Here is a 15,839-nt window from a genome sequence, read left to right as displayed (position 1 = left end):
TGCTTACACCCCTATACTACACCACATTCTATAAGTTGTAAAATCGTGGCCCCTGCCAGCACCTTTAGCCCCTACCCGATGAACCAAAACCACCGTCGCCGCGCTCAGACTCCCCGAGCAATTCCAGCCGGTCTACCCGCTCGTCCCGGCCCGAAAACACCGGCACGATCACGAGCTGGGCGACCCGCTCCCCCTCCTCAAACACCGCCGGGTAACGGCCGAAGTTATGCAGCGCGACCCCAATACTTCCCCGGTAGCCCGAGTCGATAACCCCCGTCCCGTTCGCTAGGCACACCTGCCGCTTCGCCCCTACCGAGCTGCGGACAAACACGAGGCCCACATACCCCTCGGGCACAGCGGCATGTACGCCCGTGTCAGCAAAGACGGTGCGCCCGGAGGGCACAGTGAGGCGGTGCTGCACCCGCAGGTCTAGGCCCGCGTCGCCCTCATGGGCGCGGGACGGGCCATGATGGCAGTTAGGGCTCAGGAAATAGCGCAGGACATCGGTCATGATTCAATAAATCCTTTCTTAGTCAGGTAATGCGTCAGCACGTCGGTAACGAGCTGGGTGCGGGTCATGCCCCGGGCGGCCGCCTGGCGTTTAATCTCAGCCAGTAGAAGGGGCGGTAGGCGCCAGCCCGAGTAAACACCGCCCGCCGTCGTGCTCGCGAGAACCTCAGCCTCGGGGAAGCCTCCGATCCTGCCGCTGCCGAACGCGCTGGATAACAGGATCACCATGAGGGTGTTTACCGGCATGTCACGGCTCGCGGCGTCCCGCTGGAGGTGCTCATAGTAACCAGGCGGCAGGATGTAGGTCGTAGGCCGTAGCTCCAGCGTGGGGTCAGCGCGTAGGGAGGCGAGGAGCTTATATTTCTTCGCCACCTCGACTAGCTCAGCGCCGGCGCTCATGCTGCCCCCTCCTGCCCGTAGATAATCGGGGCGGCGACCCGGCCGAGGAGCTCGGGGTATAGGCCGATGTGACGGCGTGCCGCCGCGACGTGGTAGTCCGGTATCCACAGGCCGGCCCGCACGGTACCCCAGGCGGGGAACTCTAGGGCGTCGGCGGCGCACTCGGCCTTGACTGGGCAGCCCTGGCAGAGTTCGCGGGCCCTCGCCGCTCGGTCGTCGCGCCACCTGGCGAGGTCATAGTTTTCTAGGTCGTCGCCCGCGCACTTGGCGCGGGCAGTCCACTCGCGATTAGTCAACTTGCCAGCGACCCTTAGCCGATCTGCTCCCAGTTCGTGTTCATCTCCCACCCGGCCCAGGCGGTGAAGCCTCGGGCGTTGAGTTTGCGGATGGCGCGGCGGGCCATGAAGCCGTGCCGGTAGGTGCCCTCGGTGTGGATTCGGCGCTGATTGTCCTCGTAGTAGACGACGCGGCGGCCAGTAGGCTCGGTGGTCGTGATTACTGTGCTCATGGCTGTGGTTGTCCTTTCTGTCGTGTGGTGGGGTTGCAGCCCCATGTACTCTTTTTGGTACCCCACCAATAATACACCAGTGTATTAAAACAGTAAAATTAGGGCGTTTAGGCAGCAGCTTTATAAATCTCCGGCGGGCCCGACGCGACCCACAAATCAACCCACAGGGCCCCGCGCTCACCCCGCACAGGCGGCCAAAGAATCGGCTCAGGCTTCCCCATATACCGGGGAGTATCATCCGGCACCAGGCCCACGCCCGGCACCTTCTTCGTCCCGGCGGCGAGCATGTCACAGATAGGCTTCAGCAGCGCGACCGTGTTGTCCGTATCCCGGCGCCGCCGGTCAGGCACCCGATAATTCAGCTGCACCCACAGATAGGCCGCCCCCTCGGGCATACGCACCTGCCGGGCGATTAGGCGCACCACGTCCCGCACCTCACGCCGACGCCCCGCCTGGGCGTACACAGCTCCACGGCTAGCCGGGGACGAGTCATTCAGGCTCAGCGGCGGCTTAGACCACGGCAGCGTGAGGGTCGCGAGGTAACGCAGATCAGCCGGGGGATGGAGGATCGTTGGGGCGGGCTTCATGGGTAGGGGTCGTTTCTCGGGCTTTTAGGCGGGCAGATCGAATAGTGGGGGCTGCACCGTCGGCGCGCCCCGCTTCCTCGATGGTGCCGAATGGCGATGGCGGTCAACCGGCCGGCGTAGGCCCCGCTGCGCCTTCTCCACCCCATGCTCGCGGCGCCAGCGGCGATACTCCGAGCGGCAGTTGGTGCAGAACCCCCTCGCGTAGTGCATGACCATCCCCTCCGGCTGCTCCTCGTATCGATTCCACCGGATCATCGGCTCATGGCAGGAGCGGCACCGGGCGGGGGCGGCGCGTAGTGGGAGTGTCTCAGGGGCGGGCACCTCAGGGGCCGCGTGCGCCACCCCAGCGGCGCGCTGCAGGGCGATCAGGGCCCTAGGGGTGCCGTCGCAAAGAATGCCCGCCTGTAGTACGTCTACGGCGGGCTCAGCCTCGACGGTGGATAGGTCGCGGGCGTTGATGATACTGCCCGCCCGTAGGGCCTGGCGGGCGCAGTCTGTGAGTATCGGGCATAAGGCGCAGAGCGCCTTAGCCGCGTCGAGCTGCTCGCGGGTCGAGTTGTACGGGTCGATAAAGGCGGGGTTGTCGGTGCGGTGGCAGGCGGGCTGTTGAGTTCTCACATGCTAGAGTTTTTCAGTCTCGCACGTGTTTGCCAACGGCGCTCGGGGCCTGCCGCAAAGGTTGAAACACGCTAGGACGCTGTGGAACAGTCGGCGGGGGTGGAAAGCGCCCCCGTCCGTACCGCCACAGCGCCGAGGAGCTGCTGCGCCGCCCGGGCGTCCAGATCCACCTCAACACCACCGATAGCTAGGGTCACGGCTGAGTATTCCCCGTCGTCGTAGGAGCCGATTCTAATGTCCCCGCCGCTGGTGTAAATGATCTGGTCTACGTCGTTCATGTGCACCGTCCTCTCGTGTCATGGGCTAGTGTCCTGATCCTGGTGTGCGGTCAGTTTAGAACACCCATGCGACACACGGGGGCACTTTTACTTATTAGGCTGGCAGGAGGGATCTTCCGCGATGGTCGCGAGTATTCGGCTCATTTCGCCATCCGTGTACCCGTAGCCGCTCAGATCCGCGTCGTGGCCCCACTCGCCCCGGTGGCTTTTACATAGGGCCTTATAGTCACTGTTACTAATCTGGACGCCCGAGTCCCGGAGATTGTTCACCGGTGTCCCGCCGCTTCTGCACATCGGGAGGAGCGCCAGGGGCAGGATGATAACTAGCCCGGCGAGGATCGCCCCGAAGCGCTGGTTCTTTTTTCGTTCCTGTTCGGCCCGCTCGCGGCGCTCGCGCTCACGGCGGGGTAAATTCTGCTCACTCATTAGAACGGTGGCTCCTGTCCCTCAATGTTGTCGGAGCCGCCGAAGCCGCCCCGGTCGCTGTCCTGCGCCCCGCCCCACGGGTCGCCGCCCTGGGCCTGCCGGCGCTGCTGCGGGGCCTGCCCGCCGCCCCCCTGGCGGGGGTTACGGTTGACCTGCGCGTCGGCCCACCGTAGGGAGGGCCCGAGGTCACGCACGTCCATCTCGATAGAGACCCGCTGCTCCCCCTCCCGGTTCTGGTAGGCGCGCTGCTTCAGCTCACCAGTGACGAGTACGCGCATGCCCTTGGTCAGGGTCTTGGCGACGTTCTCACCAAACTGTTTCCATGCGGTGCAGGTGATAAAGAGTGATTCACCTTCCACCCATTCGCCTGCCTGCCGGTCGTACTGGCGGGGGGTGCTCGCGATCCTGAAATTGGCGACGGGCACGCCATTCGGCGTGTATCGCAGCTCGGGGTCAGCGACCAAGTTACCGCTAATCGTGATCTGTGCTTCGTTCATGATTTAAGCAATCCTCCTAGGTGTCGGCGGGCTAGCGCTCGCCATTCAAAATAAACGTCATCATGCTGGCAGACACGCCCATCGCGTCGGCGAGCTCCCGCTTCGGGATACCCGCCCCCACAGCCCGGCGGGCCGCCAGGGTGCGCTCCCACAGGGCCGCGTGTAGGGCCTCGCTCATGTCTCGCGACTCCGCCGTCAGCTGCTCACGCACCTGGCGTGCGCGCTCAAGCTGCTGCTTTTTCTGCTCGCGCACAGTGTCCACGTTCGTGTTAGCCGCCAGTAGCTGGCTCATAACATCCTCTTTCTTATGCTCTCCCATAATCTTTACACTACCGCAGTCGGGCCGTGTATCCCGCCGGGCGTGCAGGCTCAGCCCCACAGTGGCAGGCCAACCGTGACGGCAGGCTTCATCTTGGTCTCGAAGGCGTGGACAAATTCTTTCTCAATCTCGAATCCGTAGGCCCGGCGGCCCAAGTTCTCGGCCGCGACTAGGGCCGAGCCACTGCCTGCGCATGGGTCGATCACCACGTCCCCCTTATCCGTGAAGAGGTCTACGAGCTGCTCCAGCAGCGGGACCGGCTTCTGCGTCGGGTGAACTTTCGGCGTGCCCCGGTCGCTCGGCCAGTCGATAATGTTCTTGACCATGCGGCCGTGATTGTTGAATTTCGGCAGCTTATCGCGGTAAAAGATTAGCGCGTACTCAGCGTTACCTACGACTCTCATGTTCGTCTTGAGTACCTGCGGCGAGGTGCGCTTGCGGAACACTAGATTAATGTAGTTCTTAAACCCGGCTTCCCTTGCGGCCTCAATCAGGGGCCATTGCTGGGCGAAGGCGCAGAATACGATCACGCACGGGGCTTCACCCTTCGCCTTCGGCTCGGAGCGCAGCATACGGCTAGCGAAGTGCATGAACTCCAGGACGTTGAAATTCTTATCAGTATCAAAGAATTGCTTCCCCGCCAGCTCCGACTCCCCTTTGCGGTTGTCGCCGTCGGTGTACCACATAGGGCTGGATCCGTAGGCGTTAGCCCCCAGGTTGTAGGGAATGTCAACCAGGATTAGCTGCGCCTTGGGGATCGAGTAGCGCTTGAAATTCTGAAAATGGTCGTGGAAAAGCTCCATACCTAGACCGCCGCCTTCACACCTAGGGTCGTGACCGTCATCATCGGCAGCGCCAGCCCCTGCAGGGCGTTGAGGTTAGCCGCGGTGCCTCGGATAGTGGTGCGCTCGCCGAAGTGGATCGAGTGCACGTCAACGGCCCCTACCAGGTGCTCGGTGAAGATCCGGCGGATCTCCGGGGTCTCCTCGGGCACGTGAATGCTGGTGGTGATCTCTACCGGGGCTCCGGTCATCATCGGCGTATCAGTCATGGGGGTCATTGTGATTCCCTTCTGTCGGTGGTCACGGGTTGCAGCCCGTGCTAGGGCCCGTAGTGGGGGCCGGTGCCTGCCCGGGGGCTTGAACCCCGGTGCCTGCCAGTCAGGCGGTGTGGGCTGTGTTACAGCTGCGGCAGCAGGTCGAGGTCTACGAAGAGCTCGTGCATACCCTGCTCGTTAATGCAGTGGATGAAGTTCCGATCTTTGTCGACGCGATCCATCGTGACCTCGCGGCCCCGGGTGGTCGTGACCTTCATCCCGTGATGGATGTTCTTGTCGAAGTCGACGTCGGCCATGGTGATGATGCGGGCCTCGGGGAGGAAGCTGGCGATGAGGGCTTGCTGCTCTTCGGTGAGGTTGGAGGCGGCGAGGAGTTCGTGGGCCTTTTTGATTTTCGGCTGTACGTTGCGCATTGTTTCGGTTCCTTCCGGTGTGTGCGGCTCGTGCCGCTCTCTTTTGCTTACACCCTAATATTACACCATATTTCAAAGGTTGTAAAGTCGTGCGCCTCTACCTGCCTAAACCAGCAGAACAACCGTACTTTTCGTGCCCTATATCTTCGTCAGCTCATACTGCGTAAACCCGCAAATCTCACACTGCCGAGCCTCCATCGGCGAGTAGCGCGCCGATGATTGCGCCGGTAATCATGCTTCGCTCCCGTGGTCGAGTAGGTGTTCTAAGGCTTCTTCCGGTGTGTCGAACCCGCGCACAAATGCTTGCCATTGTTCGTGCAGGGGTGGGAGTAGGTGCAGGGTGACGGTTGCCATGCCGGGGTAGGGGAACTCGTCTGGGGTGTCGGCGGGTTCCTCCGGGTCTGTGTCTGCTGTGAGGGCTTCGAGTGCGTCCAGGTCAGCGTCCGCCCAGCCGGTACCCTCCAACACGTCCAGGGCTTCCAACTCGGCTAGGAGTAGGTCGTGGTCGTAGGTGGCAAGGTCGCTGGCTTTGTTGTCGGTGAGGGCCAACCGGCGGGCCTGCTGCTCGTCCAGCCGGACTACATGCACCCACACGTCATTCCACCCCTCGCCGGGGTGTTCGTCGTTCAACTCCCGCATGGCCTGGACTAGGTGATTACCCGCCAGGGTGATGTAGCCGTCCTCGGTGTCGTTCACCACCGCCGGACGGTACCGTCCATGCTCTCGCAGCGAGGCCTTGATTAGCGCCACGTCACCGTTACGCGGGTTCCCCGGTACGAGTGCAACACGTCCAGGGGCAGCGTCGTTCTCGTCTCCATACCCGGTGATGGTGCCTCACCCCGGCACGCGGTCAGCGTTTCGTGCTCGGCAGTCCCCCGCTCACAGTGCGGAACCCACCCGTAAGTTCCCGGCCCCGCGCCTCCCGTGGTGTCACTGACCCAATCCCCTGCATTTGCTCACGCTTACGCCGGTTCTGCTTCCGCCGTTGGCGTTCTACCTTCTTCCCCTCCCGCTCAAGTTTCCGCCACGCCCGCTTCGCCTTCTGATGCTCAAACTGCTGTGGAGTGCGTGGGGCTTTCGCTGCCCGCTTCGCCCGGTCGTACAACTTGCGGTAGCGCGCCCCGCCCGCTGCCGCTTTGTGTAGTTCTTCAATGAGGCCACTGGGGTTCGGGTAGTGCATAGGGTCGTTTTCCAGGCGTTCCACCAGTCGGCGGAGGTTGTCGTATCTGGTTGCCACGGTTACTTGATTCCCTTCTCGCGGGCGCGGTCTGCAAGTTCCCCTAGCAGTTGTTCAATTGGTGCGATGACGAGGGCGTGAATCACCGGGGCTTCTTCTAAATCTTCGGCGGTAATGCAGCCCTCCCAATACAGCTCGTACAGGGGGTTCCTACCGTTCCGCCGTGCTCGTTCTATCGCCGCGTTTGCGTCCATGGTTCCCTCCTTTGTGGTCGCGGTTCAACATGAAGAAGGACCGCTGCTCGCACCACACAAAACACGCGGCGTAAACAACGAGCCAAAAGGGGGTGAAAAGGGCCCACCCACAACACAAACTACCCCACACACAAAGACCCCGCCATACAAACGTAGAGGGCGGGGTGCGCGTGCAGGCCAGTCTACCGGCCCACAGCCTTGTCCGCCTGGTCAGCAGCCTTAACCAGCTCATTACCAAGGTGCCGCGCCATAAATGGCTTAACAGCCATGTACGCGCCCTCCCCCTCCGTAGCCAGGTGCGCCTTCACAAACGCCTCCCCCTCATGCTCAAACAGCTCAAGTTCAAACGCTTTCATGCCGCCCTGCCAGCCGTCCAGCTCTGTCGGGTTAGTCGGCTTCAACAGGCCTCGCTGCCCGAGGTGTCCAGCCACGTACTCCGCCATGGCCGGGTCGCCGCCGAAAAACGTATGCAGCACCTCTGCTGTCTGCCTGATTGTCTCGCTGTTCGCTCTCATTCTTCCGTCTCCTTGTCGTTCACTGGCTCTATTGGGCCGTAGTCCACGCCGGCCCCCGCGAGGAGGGCCACGAGCGAGGAGATGATAGTCGTAGCTAGCATTTATCCAATCTTTTCGGTTAGTTCTGTGAGTGCTGCGGCGGCCTGCTGCGGCACAACCCCGTTGCCTAGCGCTTTAATCTGCTGGTTTCGGGTGAGGCCGGGGACTTTGGTTACCCACCCTTCATCGAGGCCCATCATCCATTCGATGAATTCGACGCTGGTGGCGGCGCGGATTTCCGGGAAACGAGGGTGCAGGCTAGGCCCAACATGGTCGGCGATAATGGGCGGGGGCTGCCGCCCGGTAATTAGGGCCCATTGCAATAGCGCGGGCCCATGCGCGCCCCACCGGTTTTTTATCTCCCACTGGAGGTCGGCGGCTGCGTTAAGCCCGGCCAAAAAGTCGAGCATGTCGTGATCCCAGGCGATTTGCGGCGCTGGTCTGCGGGCGAGTCGGCACGTTTCGAGTCCGAGGCCGTCGGCGTGGGTAGCAAGGATAAACAGGCGTTCACGCTGGTGGGGTGCGCCGGCCTCGGATGCTCGCGTACATGCCCACTGCGCATCCCACCCGATTTCGGCAAGGTCACAGAGCACGGTGTCAAGTCCGATAGCAACGTGATTTGATACGTTCTCAAAGCATGCGATTCGGGGTTGTAGTACGCGAATGGCGCGGTAGACGTGGGGCCATAGGTGGCGGTCGTCATTCGTTCCTTTCCGGTGCCCTGCCTGGGAAAATGGCTGGCAGGGATAGCCAGCGGTGATGATGTCTACGGGCGGCACCTCCTCCCAGTCCACGCGGGTCACGTCCCCGAGGTTGGGCACGTCCGGGTAATGACTAGCGAGGATGGAGGCTGGGGCGGGGTCGATTTCGACGTGCCAGGCGGGCTGGGCGTCGAACACCTGCATGACGCCGAGGTCGAGGCCGCCGTAGCCGGAGAAAAGACTGCCGATCTTCAGGGTCACGGGAGGTATTCTCCTTCTATCCATTTGCCTTTTACTGGTGTGCCGTCTGGGTTCCAGGCGCGGGGCAGGTCGGGCCGTAGGGTGATGTCTTTTTCTCGGGCTGAGAATTGTCCAATCTTCCCGGGGACGGTGAAGGCCCATTCGTCGCTCATAGGGTTGAATCTATCTTGCAGGATTCCTGCACTATGCCGTGTCTGTACCCACATTCCACGGCACTCTTGCTGCTCCTCCGGGGTGAGGTCTGCCAGTGTCTTAGGCATTGCGGTCTCCTTCCAGGATGATGTGGAGTGCGTTTGCGATGTCTGACGCTAGGCAGTTGAATCCAGACTGCATCCGGGTGTGGCGTTGCAGGCGGTCGATAGCTTCCCGTAGGCGGATTACTTCTTCCGCGAGTTCCGGTGCAGCGGCTGCGAGTGTGAGGTCAGCGTCCGAGCATGAAGAGCCTTCGCCGTTTGCTTCGACCGCGATGCACATGGACCAGGTGGCCGAGTCGCCGATGTACCACTCTCCTGGGGCTTCGCCGGGGTTGTATTCCCATGGCCCTGGTGTGGCCTGGTCGAGTAGGTGTTTGAGGTTTCTGGTGGTGAGGTTAGTCATCGTGGGCTCCTATCAGTGTTTCGAGTTCTTGGCGTCGGCGGAGCAGTGTGCCGACGCGCTCGACGTTTGCGTCGGAGAATTGGCGACGCAGGTGCTTCTTGTGCTGCTTGGTTCCGACGCCCCCGGAGAAAGCCCGGTCAGTGGTCAGCAGCTGGGTGCGCGTGGTGAGTTCCGCGTCAATGCGGTCAAGTTCGGCGCGCCACTCCGGTAAGTGCTTCGCCCGGTGCTGCGCACGCTGCTCCTGTCGGGCGTGGCGCTTCGCCTGCTGTTTCTCCCAGCGGCGTTTAGCGACTGTGGAGTGACGGGCGCATAGAAAACCGTGCTTCACGTCTTTCCCACACTCCGCGTCGCGGGACTCCACCCACGCAACACACGTCTCACCCCACCCGTCCGGTGGCGTGAGAGTCACCATGGAGGCAAGCGCCCGGTCTTGGCTACTCATCCTGGTCTCCTAGGACTTTTATGATGGTGGTCCCTATGGCGTTGACTACTCGCTCTCGGACTACTACATCGTCGCTATTTTCGGCGGCGAGGTGTACTTCTTCTATGAGGTATCCGAGTGCGTCGCGTAGGTGGATTACTTTTTCTGCGAGTTCCGGGGCGAGGGCTGCGAGGGGCGCGTGCGGGTCATGCATAATCCCTATGTACTTTTCGCCAGCATCCCTCATTTGGCGTGACGTATCCGGGCCGGACGTTCCGTCGTCGTACAGGGTCATCGCCGTCCATGGCCCAGGCGCGGCCTGGTCGAGTAGGCGCTGGAGGTGGGGCATAGTGAGGTCAGTCATTGGTGGTCTCCGTTTCGTGCCGGTTTCCAGACGTGGGCCGGTATTCCCACAGATGCGGTTTTTCGTACGGGCTGAATGTGGGGCCGGTGATTTGTCGGCGCTCTACTGTGCGTAGCCAGCGCCACCCGTGCTGCTCGGTGCGGACGGGGTGCCACGCGAACCAACGCTGCCACGGGCCGATGCTCATTCGGTGCCCCACCCCCAGCGCAGGACACGGCGGGGATCTCCGACCATATCGTGGTGCTCAACGCTCAATTCGTCAGCTGAATCCCAGACTTCGCTCTTTTTTATCCAGGCAGTGAGGCGATAAGCATCTACAACCACAGTCCCTTCAGGCGCGTCCTTGTAGTCCTGCTCAGTCCCTAAAAAATCCGGGTGGTCGTCGAGTACGAGCTTGTACCGCCTCCCGGTCGGGGTGAGGTGACGCGGGGCGATGTGCCCCTTGTCGGTGAGGATGGTGTAGTGCTCAACCGAGCATCCGAGCATGGCGACGTTTTCCCCGTTGTAGTCGGCTTGCATGAGAAAATTCTGGTCTTGGTCCCAGCCGATGTCGTCCATGGTCTTCTTCGGTCGTTCTGGCAGGGCGGCCTTAATCGCCTCCAAGTCGCGGTTGTAGGCCTCTAGGCTGTAGTGCCCCTCGTCCATGCGGTCGATCGCGTCCCACGCGTCGATGAGCTGTTTGCGGGTGTAGCCGGCCATTACAGCACCCCCAGCTGGGTCAGCATCCACAGCAGAATGTAGATGGGGTGGTTCGGGTCGGCTAGGCCACCGTCGGGGGTGAAGGCTAGGGCGGTGAGGAGGTTGAGCATTAGTGGTTCCTTTCGTGGGTTTCGAGGAGGTTTTTGACCATGTCGGCGGCGTCGAAGAACGCTTCCCGTTCCTGGGACGGGGCGAGTCCGGCCATCTGCTCTAGGTCGAGTTTGAGCTGGCGGACGTCGCTCATTAGCAGGCTGTAGTCAGGTTCACGCCGCATAGCGCGCCTCCCATAGGCACTCATGGTTGAGGGCGGCGCGCACCATCGCGGCAAGCATTCCATGGTCGCGGCAGGCCAGGGTGGCGTAGGCGCGCCCGTCCAGGACTAGATGGGCCTCGTAGTTCCCGCTCACGGTGTCCCGCACCTCCAGGTCGAACTCGTCGGACTCGTACACCCATGCGCCCCTGTAGGCCTCGGTTGGTGCGATACCCAGGCGGGTCGCGATGTTATTCAGCAGGCAGTCGTTGGTGTTCATGGTTAAAACGTCCTTTCCAGGGGGTTGTAGTCGAGCACGGCCCAGTCCTGCACGTGCTCAGCTAGTGGTGGGGTGATGTCGCCCTCGATGATCTCGGCCTCGATGGCCTCGGTGGGGTCTTCTACCCCGGCGGGGATCGTCACCGTGTGGGTGTAGGGCAGGCCGTCGTACTCGTCCACTAGGGTGACCTGCATGTCCGTCGTTTCGGGGGGTTCAGGGCCAAACCAGTGCATTATGCCCCCTCCTGCTCGGCGGTGTTCTGCTCGGCGAGAAACACCTTCCATGCGGAGCGCAGGCGCTGGGTTTCACTCTCCAGGATCTCCGCGTACTGGCCCGCCGCGATTTTCCGTAGCCGGGGCGCGGAGCAGGATAGTCGATCGGCGGCGCCCTCCAGCCCGTACACCTGTATGAGCAGGCGTAGGCGGGCCTTCATGGGCTCGGTGAACCGCTTACGGTTCCCAACGAATGCCATCGACATGCCCTCGGGTTTCGCGTCCAGGTCGTCGATGTCATCCCAGGCGGCAGGCGGAGGGAGGTGTAGGTTCCGCACCGAGGGGATCGCGTTCTCTACCGAGTCACCCTCATGTCGGTCGTAGACCTCGCGGATACGGGTCGCGAGATCTTCATCGATGAAGATATGCTCCTCGGACATGATCCGCTTGATCGTGTGGTGGATTGGCCCGCCCTCCTGCCGTATCTGCCGGTGAGTGACCCCGACGGCCCGTAGGGCTGTGAGCCGGCGGCGCATGAGCTCGGGGTGATTCCACGTTGCGGGCAGTGGTTCGATGGCCTGAATGTTCTTGTACATGTCTAGGCTCATATGCCGGTTTTTGCCGTCCAGGTGGCCCTGTATCGCGCCGAAGCTGGTGCCCGCGAGTTTCGCTACCTTGTTCATGGATCGCCCGCCCTGCATCCGGCTTTTAATGAGGGCCTTAGCCCGATCGTTCGGCACGCTCCCCTCGAGGAGCGGGACGACGTGCTTGGCGCACAGTCCGTAGTCGAAGATGGGCTGGCTGCAGCCGTCTTGCTCGCAGTATTTAGTCATCGGTGGCCCCCTGCTCGGTGAGGGCGGCCCAGGCCATGATGATGGCGTGTGCTACGACGAGGCCGACGGCCAGGCCTACGAGGGGGTGCAGGGCGATGGCTACCTGCGTGCCTACGATGATGGGCACGATTATCACGGTGGCGATGACCATGCCGAGGAGTCCTAGGGCTCCGAGATGATGATCGATTCTCATGTTTTGGTTCCTTTCTGTCGGAGGATTATCGCCGGTGTGGCGGTGTGGTCACGGGTTGCAGCCCGTGGTTCCTGTCCTCCCAAGTACATATTACACAATGTTCGTGCATATGTAAATTACTAGGTTTCTTCCTTCCTAGAAGCGGCCAGGCGCTCGCCACATGGCAGTACAGCCTGTACCCCGTAGCGAGTACAGGGCTCCCCGGCCTCGGCCCCGCAGCGGGGGCAGTGGACGCTGCTGCACGCCCCGTAGGCCTCGATGGGTAGCGGCCCGGCCTTGGGCCGGGCGTAAGCTGCCCGTGCCTCGGCTACGGGGTCGGGTGGGGTAGCGCCGTTAGGCGCACCCCGGCCGCCCTTGTTTTCGGGAAAAATCGCATTGGTTTCTAATGGATCTATATTTACGGTTTGGGGGTCATGTGTGACCCCCCGTTCCGCGTTTTTGACCCCCCGTTCGGCCAATTTTGACCCCCCGTTACCGAGCGAGGGGTCATTTTGACCCCCCGTTAAACGGGTAGATAAACCCAACGAAAGATCCCATACTTTAGGCCGACGATCCGGCCGGTAGTGGCTCACCAACCGCTCATCCCCCGGGGCGAGGAGCCCCCGGCTAGCCATCCCCTGCACGTGTCGCTTCACCGTCGAGCGCGACATGCCAGCCCGATCGGCGACGGTCTGGAGGGCCGGGAACACCCCGCGCCCCGAGTCGTCCGCGTAGTCGGCGAGGTACACGAGAATCAGGCGCTCGGCCGATGACTCGCACGGGGCCTCATCGAGGGCCCACAGCATTGCCCGCAGGCTCATATCTAGACCCCCTCATCTTCGGTCGGGGCGTCGGCCGGCACCCGCTGCCCGTCCTCGGTCAGTAGCCACCAGGAGCCCCGCCAGTACACCGGAGCGCGGCTAGGGTCAGGATGGTGGGAGTGGACGATAAACCCTCCCGCACGGCCCACTGCCGGCGACACGTGGGTTATATGGTGGTGGCAGGCGCGGCACGCTGCGAGGCCGTTAGACACCCTGTCGTTGCCCCGCTGGCGCCGCTGCCGGTGGTGCCACTCCTCCGCCCCGCCGGTACACACGCCCGGCAGGGCGAGCTCGCATTCACCCCGCGCCCGAGTCTCCATAACGGTGCGGTAGACCTCGGGGGGCATGGCCCCGCCCCGGCGCGCCCGCCGCTTCATCGGGGTGCGCTTCATCGGGGTTCGTCGCAGGGGTTGGTTTCTGCGCATGATCGCAGATCCTTTCTGTCGTAGTTCGGTCGGGGTTGCAGCCCCGGTGCAGGTATAAAAAATTGCGGCCCTTGTATGGCCCGGGCCGCAGGGCACATCATGTGTTTTTACCGGCTAGACGGGCCATAGGCGGGCTAACGCCTGCATGTGGCACTAGCCCTTAGCCCGTCGGCATTTTCGCCGTCGAGGGCACCCTAGGCGGGTTATTTAGCGGTCACGAGTTCACCCTCGACCACCTCCCCGCCGAGCTCCTCCTGCACGGCCTGCCGCGCCTGCTCGGCCTGCGCCTTCTCTAGGCGGGCGACCATACCCCGGGCGATCCCTGCGAGCTGCTGGTCGCTCGTCCGCCCGTAGTAGTCCAGCGCCTTCTTTAGGGTGTTCACGTCGCCCTGCTCCTCGGCCCTCTCCAGGCCGGAGAGTTGGCGCTCCACGTACTCTTCGCGGCGCTGCTGTTCCTCCTCCTGTGCGCGCCTCTCGTCGTTGAACTCGCCGTCGGCCTGCGGTTGTACGTAGGTCGAGGACTCCGCGTCAGCACCGATCCCCATGGTGGTGAGGAGCTTCTCGACTGAGAAGTCCTTAAACTGCATCTCCCCGCCGGGCTGCAGCTGTAGCTCGGGTACCGTCGTCGCGATCGTTGTCATCGTCCAGCGGCGGGGCTCGCGGGCCTGCATGACTACCGACGCCTGGAAGGGTAGGGTTTTCTCGGCCTTGATCTTCCAGTATTTATCCTGCGTCGGGTGCCCGTTCGCGTCCATCGCGGTGACGAGCTCTAGACGTGAGGTCATGAGGACGGGGCCGGGGAACTGGCGGCACTGGTACAGGATCCCGCCCCAGGTGTCCTTGACGCGGTTCCATAGATCCATCGTGATCTGCACCCCGTCCTCGGGCACGTTCCTGCCCCGGCGCTTAGCCCGCCGGTTCGCCTCCTGCTGGGCGTTGTCAGACAGCAGCGTCCAAACCTCAGATAGTGAGTCGATGATCAGGAGGTTAAATTTGCCGTCGTCTGCGGGCTGGGCTGCAGCCCACTCGATCGCACCCCGGATCTGTCCCACGGTTCCGTCGTGCTCGATGATCTCAAAGTCGGCGCCGGGTACCGCACCGTAGGCGTCGGCCTGGGATTCCCCAACCTCGATGAAGAACGCTCGGTCTACGGCGGGCATGGCGGTGGCCTCCACGGCGGCCCAAGTTTTGCCCGCTCCCTCGATCCCGGCGAGGAGGACGAGCGGGAACGAGGGTTTACAGCTCGGTTTACGGGTCGTGAAATTCATCATGTTTAGTTGCTCCCCTCTTCCAGCTCCAGCACATCGGCGGCGCTGGTCAGCATTCGGTCGATGATTGCCTTAGCGGCGGTGCTGCGGCCCGCCGTGATTCGGGTCGTAGGCTTCGACGCGTCCCGGATCTCCCACCCCGCAGGTACGGTGCCGTCGATCTGCCAGGCCTCCAGCACGTCATCGGCTATCTGCTTTTCCACCTCGGGGGTCACGCCACTATCGAGGAGGTGCGGGGCGTGCTCAAAAAGAAAGTCGATCGCGGCCTGCGCCTTCTCAGTACCCGGCTCGGGTAGGGCATCGATGATTTCCTCCCCGCGTTCATCCGCCTGGGCTAGGAGCACGGCGGGGTCGGTGCATACTGCCTTCCTACCGGGCGCGGTGACTGAGATAGACCCGTAAGTCACGCCCTGTTCGTTTTTGATTGCGCGCTTATCGCCCGGCTCCAGGTCTGCAACGACCGCGTCCTTGTAGTCGCGGTGGATCGCGTTCAGTCGCTTAAGGACTACCGATTGGAGTAGTACTCGCTGCCAGGCGTCGGTGGTTTTTCGCTCCGCTGGGCGGCTCGTGTTACGATGATTAGGCATCGGTTTGAATTTTCCTTTCTGTCGGTGCGGCCCCCGCATTTACGGAGTTGCAGCTCCGCGGGGGTCTATTTTTTTAGTTGAGGGGCTAGGCGCCGATCCGTAGATTCTCACTCATGAAGGCGTCAAGGTCGGAGGGGCGGAATTTCCGCCGCCCGGCGACCTGCACCCACGGGAGATCCCCGGCGTCCATGAGTCGATATAGGGTGCTGCGCGACACGCATAGGCGGTGCGCCGCCTCGCTAGTATCGACGAGACCCTCCCCGTATATCCGGGTCATAAGAAGTCCTTTCTGTCGGTGTGTCGGCCTTGCAGGGCCTTTATTGAGCGGTACCGTCGGTGTAGTTTGCGCCG

Annotated in this window: 31 protein-coding genes; all 31 read right to left on the bottom strand. The window is 62.5% G+C overall.

What is annotated here, in order from left to right; all coding sequences use genetic code 11:
• Positions 1–64: 64 nt before the first annotated feature.
• Entirely contained in the window at positions 65–511 is a 447-nt protein-coding gene (gene dut, locus QQS53_RS00445) for a dUTP diphosphatase (RefSeq protein ID WP_472774033.1), read from the bottom strand.
• Complete coding sequence (locus QQS53_RS00440) at positions 508–909, bottom strand: hypothetical protein (RefSeq protein WP_472774032.1); 402 nt, start codon at positions 907–909, stop codon at positions 508–510. The genes dut and QQS53_RS00440 overlap by 4 nt, the downstream gene beginning before the upstream one ends.
• Positions 906–1,205 carry a WhiB family transcriptional regulator gene (locus tag QQS53_RS00435; protein WP_472774031.1) on the bottom strand — a complete coding sequence of 100 codons (300 nt, stop codon included), beginning with the start codon at positions 1,203–1,205 and terminating at the stop codon, positions 906–908. Before QQS53_RS00435 ends, QQS53_RS00440 begins: the two co-directional genes overlap by 4 nt.
• 14 nt (positions 1,206–1,219) lie before the next feature.
• Positions 1,220–1,417, bottom strand: coding sequence for a hypothetical protein (locus tag QQS53_RS00430; protein ID WP_472774030.1), 198 nt, complete (start codon positions 1,415–1,417; stop codon positions 1,220–1,222).
• 107 nt (positions 1,418–1,524) lie between these two features.
• Positions 1,525–1,842: a RusA family crossover junction endodeoxyribonuclease gene (locus tag QQS53_RS00425; protein WP_472774029.1), complete on the bottom strand. Its 318-nt coding sequence runs from the start codon at positions 1,840–1,842 to the stop codon at positions 1,525–1,527.
• 186 nt (positions 1,843–2,028) lie between these two features.
• Positions 2,029–2,622 carry a WhiB family transcriptional regulator gene (locus QQS53_RS00420; protein ID WP_472774028.1) on the bottom strand — a complete coding sequence of 198 codons (594 nt, stop codon included), beginning with the start codon at positions 2,620–2,622 and terminating at the stop codon, positions 2,029–2,031.
• 71 nt (positions 2,623–2,693) lie between these two features.
• Positions 2,694–2,900, bottom strand: a complete 207-nt coding sequence (locus tag QQS53_RS00415; RefSeq protein ID WP_472774027.1) for a hypothetical protein — start codon at positions 2,898–2,900, stop codon at positions 2,694–2,696.
• Between the two features lie 87 nt (positions 2,901–2,987).
• Positions 2,988–3,326 carry a hypothetical protein gene (locus QQS53_RS00410; protein ID WP_472774026.1) on the bottom strand — a complete coding sequence of 113 codons (339 nt, stop codon included), beginning with the start codon at positions 3,324–3,326 and terminating at the stop codon, positions 2,988–2,990.
• Positions 3,326–3,823: a single-stranded DNA-binding protein gene (locus QQS53_RS00405; protein WP_472774025.1), complete on the bottom strand. Its 498-nt coding sequence runs from the start codon at positions 3,821–3,823 to the stop codon at positions 3,326–3,328. The genes QQS53_RS00410 and QQS53_RS00405 overlap by 1 nt, the downstream gene beginning before the upstream one ends.
• 31 nt (positions 3,824–3,854) lie before the next feature.
• Positions 3,855–4,115: a hypothetical protein gene (locus tag QQS53_RS00400; RefSeq protein WP_472774024.1), complete on the bottom strand. Its 261-nt coding sequence runs from the start codon at positions 4,113–4,115 to the stop codon at positions 3,855–3,857.
• A gap of 77 nt (positions 4,116–4,192) precedes the next feature.
• Entirely contained in the window at positions 4,193–4,945 is a 753-nt protein-coding gene (locus tag QQS53_RS00395; protein ID WP_472774023.1) for a DNA-methyltransferase, read from the bottom strand.
• A 2-nt stretch (positions 4,946–4,947) separates the two neighbouring features.
• Positions 4,948–5,193, bottom strand: a complete 246-nt coding sequence (locus tag QQS53_RS00390; protein ID WP_472774022.1) for a hypothetical protein — start codon at positions 5,191–5,193, stop codon at positions 4,948–4,950.
• Between the two features lie 128 nt (positions 5,194–5,321).
• Positions 5,322–5,612 (bottom strand): hypothetical protein, encoded by a 291-nt coding sequence (locus tag QQS53_RS00385; protein ID WP_472774021.1) that lies wholly within the window; start codon positions 5,610–5,612, stop codon positions 5,322–5,324.
• A 231-nt stretch (positions 5,613–5,843) separates the two neighbouring features.
• Positions 5,844–6,311, bottom strand: a complete 468-nt coding sequence (locus QQS53_RS00380) for a ParB N-terminal domain-containing protein (protein WP_472774020.1) — start codon at positions 6,309–6,311, stop codon at positions 5,844–5,846.
• 540 nt (positions 6,312–6,851) lie between these two features.
• Positions 6,852–7,043 (bottom strand): hypothetical protein, encoded by a 192-nt coding sequence (locus tag QQS53_RS00375; protein WP_472774019.1) that lies wholly within the window; start codon positions 7,041–7,043, stop codon positions 6,852–6,854.
• A 182-nt stretch (positions 7,044–7,225) separates the two neighbouring features.
• On the bottom strand, positions 7,226–7,558 hold the full coding sequence (locus QQS53_RS00370) for a hypothetical protein (protein ID WP_472774018.1): 333 nt from the start codon (positions 7,556–7,558) through the stop codon (positions 7,226–7,228).
• Positions 7,559–7,659: 101 nt separating this feature from the next.
• Positions 7,660–8,559: a DNA cytosine methyltransferase gene (locus QQS53_RS00365; protein WP_472774017.1), complete on the bottom strand. Its 900-nt coding sequence runs from the start codon at positions 8,557–8,559 to the stop codon at positions 7,660–7,662.
• A gap of 252 nt (positions 8,560–8,811) precedes the next feature.
• A complete protein-coding gene (locus QQS53_RS00360) occupies positions 8,812–9,156 on the bottom strand; it encodes a hypothetical protein (RefSeq protein ID WP_472774016.1) in 345 nt (114 codons plus the stop codon).
• On the bottom strand, positions 9,149–9,598 hold the full coding sequence (locus QQS53_RS00355) for a hypothetical protein (RefSeq protein ID WP_472774015.1): 450 nt from the start codon (positions 9,596–9,598) through the stop codon (positions 9,149–9,151). The genes QQS53_RS00360 and QQS53_RS00355 overlap by 8 nt, the downstream gene beginning before the upstream one ends.
• Positions 9,591–9,941 (bottom strand): hypothetical protein, encoded by a 351-nt coding sequence (locus tag QQS53_RS00350; protein ID WP_472774014.1) that lies wholly within the window; start codon positions 9,939–9,941, stop codon positions 9,591–9,593. Before QQS53_RS00350 ends, QQS53_RS00355 begins: the two co-directional genes overlap by 8 nt.
• A 183-nt stretch (positions 9,942–10,124) precedes the next feature.
• On the bottom strand, positions 10,125–10,670 hold the full coding sequence (locus QQS53_RS00345; RefSeq protein WP_472774013.1) for a hypothetical protein: 546 nt from the start codon (positions 10,668–10,670) through the stop codon (positions 10,125–10,127).
• Positions 10,671–10,749: 79 nt separating this feature from the next.
• Positions 10,750–10,914 (bottom strand): hypothetical protein, encoded by a 165-nt coding sequence (locus QQS53_RS00340; RefSeq protein WP_472774012.1) that lies wholly within the window; start codon positions 10,912–10,914, stop codon positions 10,750–10,752.
• Entirely contained in the window at positions 10,904–11,170 is a 267-nt protein-coding gene (locus QQS53_RS00335) for a hypothetical protein (protein ID WP_472774011.1), read from the bottom strand. The genes QQS53_RS00340 and QQS53_RS00335 overlap by 11 nt, the downstream gene beginning before the upstream one ends.
• 2 nt (positions 11,171–11,172) lie before the next feature.
• Complete coding sequence (locus QQS53_RS00330; RefSeq protein ID WP_472774010.1) at positions 11,173–11,364, bottom strand: hypothetical protein; 192 nt, start codon at positions 11,362–11,364, stop codon at positions 11,173–11,175.
• Between the two features lie 38 nt (positions 11,365–11,402).
• Positions 11,403–12,215 carry a hypothetical protein gene (locus tag QQS53_RS00325; protein WP_472774009.1) on the bottom strand — a complete coding sequence of 271 codons (813 nt, stop codon included), beginning with the start codon at positions 12,213–12,215 and terminating at the stop codon, positions 11,403–11,405.
• Positions 12,208–12,408, bottom strand: coding sequence for a hypothetical protein (locus QQS53_RS00320; protein ID WP_472774008.1), 201 nt, complete (start codon positions 12,406–12,408; stop codon positions 12,208–12,210). Before QQS53_RS00320 ends, QQS53_RS00325 begins: the two co-directional genes overlap by 8 nt.
• A 119-nt stretch (positions 12,409–12,527) precedes the next feature.
• Positions 12,528–13,193 carry a helix-turn-helix domain-containing protein gene (locus QQS53_RS00315; RefSeq protein ID WP_472774492.1) on the bottom strand — a complete coding sequence of 222 codons (666 nt, stop codon included), beginning with the start codon at positions 13,191–13,193 and terminating at the stop codon, positions 12,528–12,530.
• Between the two features lie 17 nt (positions 13,194–13,210).
• Positions 13,211–13,633: a hypothetical protein gene (locus QQS53_RS00310; RefSeq protein ID WP_472774007.1), complete on the bottom strand. Its 423-nt coding sequence runs from the start codon at positions 13,631–13,633 to the stop codon at positions 13,211–13,213.
• 203 nt (positions 13,634–13,836) lie between these two features.
• A complete protein-coding gene (locus QQS53_RS00305; RefSeq protein ID WP_472774006.1) occupies positions 13,837–14,904 on the bottom strand; it encodes an AAA family ATPase in 1,068 nt (355 codons plus the stop codon).
• 2 nt (positions 14,905–14,906) lie between these two features.
• Positions 14,907–15,488, bottom strand: coding sequence for a hypothetical protein (locus QQS53_RS00300; RefSeq protein ID WP_472774005.1), 582 nt, complete (start codon positions 15,486–15,488; stop codon positions 14,907–14,909).
• Positions 15,489–15,573: 85 nt separating this feature from the next.
• Positions 15,574–15,765, bottom strand: coding sequence for a helix-turn-helix domain-containing protein (locus tag QQS53_RS00295; RefSeq protein WP_472774004.1), 192 nt, complete (start codon positions 15,763–15,765; stop codon positions 15,574–15,576).
• Between the last annotated feature and the right edge of the window lie 74 nt (positions 15,766–15,839).

This window comes from Corynebacterium sp. 2571A (assembly GCF_055700935.1).
The sequence above is the reverse complement of the archived record's forward strand: the minus strand, read 5'-3'. Positions and strand labels throughout refer to the sequence as shown.

Coding starts and splice junctions, on each gene's coding strand:
- dut (WP_472774033.1), bottom strand. CDS start 511: ATGACCGATGTCCTGCGCTATTTCCTGAGCCCTAACTGCCATCATGGC.
- QQS53_RS00440 (WP_472774032.1), bottom strand. CDS start 909: ATGAGCGCCGGCGCTGAGCTAGTCGAGGTGGCGAAGAAATATAAGCTC.
- QQS53_RS00430 (WP_472774030.1), bottom strand. CDS start 1,417: ATGAGCACAGTAATCACGACCACCGAGCCTACTGGCCGCCGCGTCGTC.
- QQS53_RS00415 (WP_472774027.1), bottom strand. CDS start 2,900: ATGAACGACGTAGACCAGATCATTTACACCAGCGGCGGGGACATTAGA.
- QQS53_RS00410 (WP_472774026.1), bottom strand. CDS start 3,326: ATGAGTGAGCAGAATTTACCCCGCCGTGAGCGCGAGCGCCGCGAGCGG.
- QQS53_RS00405 (WP_472774025.1), bottom strand. CDS start 3,823: ATGAACGAAGCACAGATCACGATTAGCGGTAACTTGGTCGCTGACCCC.
- QQS53_RS00400 (WP_472774024.1), bottom strand. CDS start 4,115: ATGAGCCAGCTACTGGCGGCTAACACGAACGTGGACACTGTGCGCGAG.
- QQS53_RS00395 (WP_472774023.1), bottom strand. CDS start 4,945: ATGGAGCTTTTCCACGACCATTTTCAGAATTTCAAGCGCTACTCGATC.
- QQS53_RS00390 (WP_472774022.1), bottom strand. CDS start 5,193: ATGACTGATACGCCGATGATGACCGGAGCCCCGGTAGAGATCACCACC.
- QQS53_RS00385 (WP_472774021.1), bottom strand. CDS start 5,612: ATGCGCAACGTACAGCCGAAAATCAAAAAGGCCCACGAACTCCTCGCC.
- QQS53_RS00375 (WP_472774019.1), bottom strand. CDS start 7,043: ATGGACGCAAACGCGGCGATAGAACGAGCACGGCGGAACGGTAGGAAC.
- QQS53_RS00370 (WP_472774018.1), bottom strand. CDS start 7,558: ATGAGAGCGAACAGCGAGACAATCAGGCAGACAGCAGAGGTGCTGCAT.
- QQS53_RS00360 (WP_472774016.1), bottom strand. CDS start 9,156: ATGACTAACCTCACCACCAGAAACCTCAAACACCTACTCGACCAGGCC.
- QQS53_RS00355 (WP_472774015.1), bottom strand. CDS start 9,598: ATGAGTAGCCAAGACCGGGCGCTTGCCTCCATGGTGACTCTCACGCCA.
- QQS53_RS00350 (WP_472774014.1), bottom strand. CDS start 9,941: ATGACTGACCTCACTATGCCCCACCTCCAGCGCCTACTCGACCAGGCC.
- QQS53_RS00340 (WP_472774012.1), bottom strand. CDS start 10,914: ATGCGGCGTGAACCTGACTACAGCCTGCTAATGAGCGACGTCCGCCAG.
- QQS53_RS00335 (WP_472774011.1), bottom strand. CDS start 11,170: ATGAACACCAACGACTGCCTGCTGAATAACATCGCGACCCGCCTGGGT.
- QQS53_RS00330 (WP_472774010.1), bottom strand. CDS start 11,364: ATGCAGGTCACCCTAGTGGACGAGTACGACGGCCTGCCCTACACCCAC.
- QQS53_RS00325 (WP_472774009.1), bottom strand. CDS start 12,215: ATGACTAAATACTGCGAGCAAGACGGCTGCAGCCAGCCCATCTTCGAC.
- QQS53_RS00320 (WP_472774008.1), bottom strand. CDS start 12,408: ATGAGAATCGATCATCATCTCGGAGCCCTAGGACTCCTCGGCATGGTC.
- QQS53_RS00315 (WP_472774492.1), bottom strand. CDS start 13,193: ATGCTGTGGGCCCTCGATGAGGCCCCGTGCGAGTCATCGGCCGAGCGC.
- QQS53_RS00310 (WP_472774007.1), bottom strand. CDS start 13,633: ATGCGCAGAAACCAACCCCTGCGACGAACCCCGATGAAGCGCACCCCG.
- QQS53_RS00305 (WP_472774006.1), bottom strand. CDS start 14,904: ATGATGAATTTCACGACCCGTAAACCGAGCTGTAAACCCTCGTTCCCG.
- QQS53_RS00300 (WP_472774005.1), bottom strand. CDS start 15,488: ATGCCTAATCATCGTAACACGAGCCGCCCAGCGGAGCGAAAAACCACC.
- QQS53_RS00295 (WP_472774004.1), bottom strand. CDS start 15,765: ATGACCCGGATATACGGGGAGGGTCTCGTCGATACTAGCGAGGCGGCG.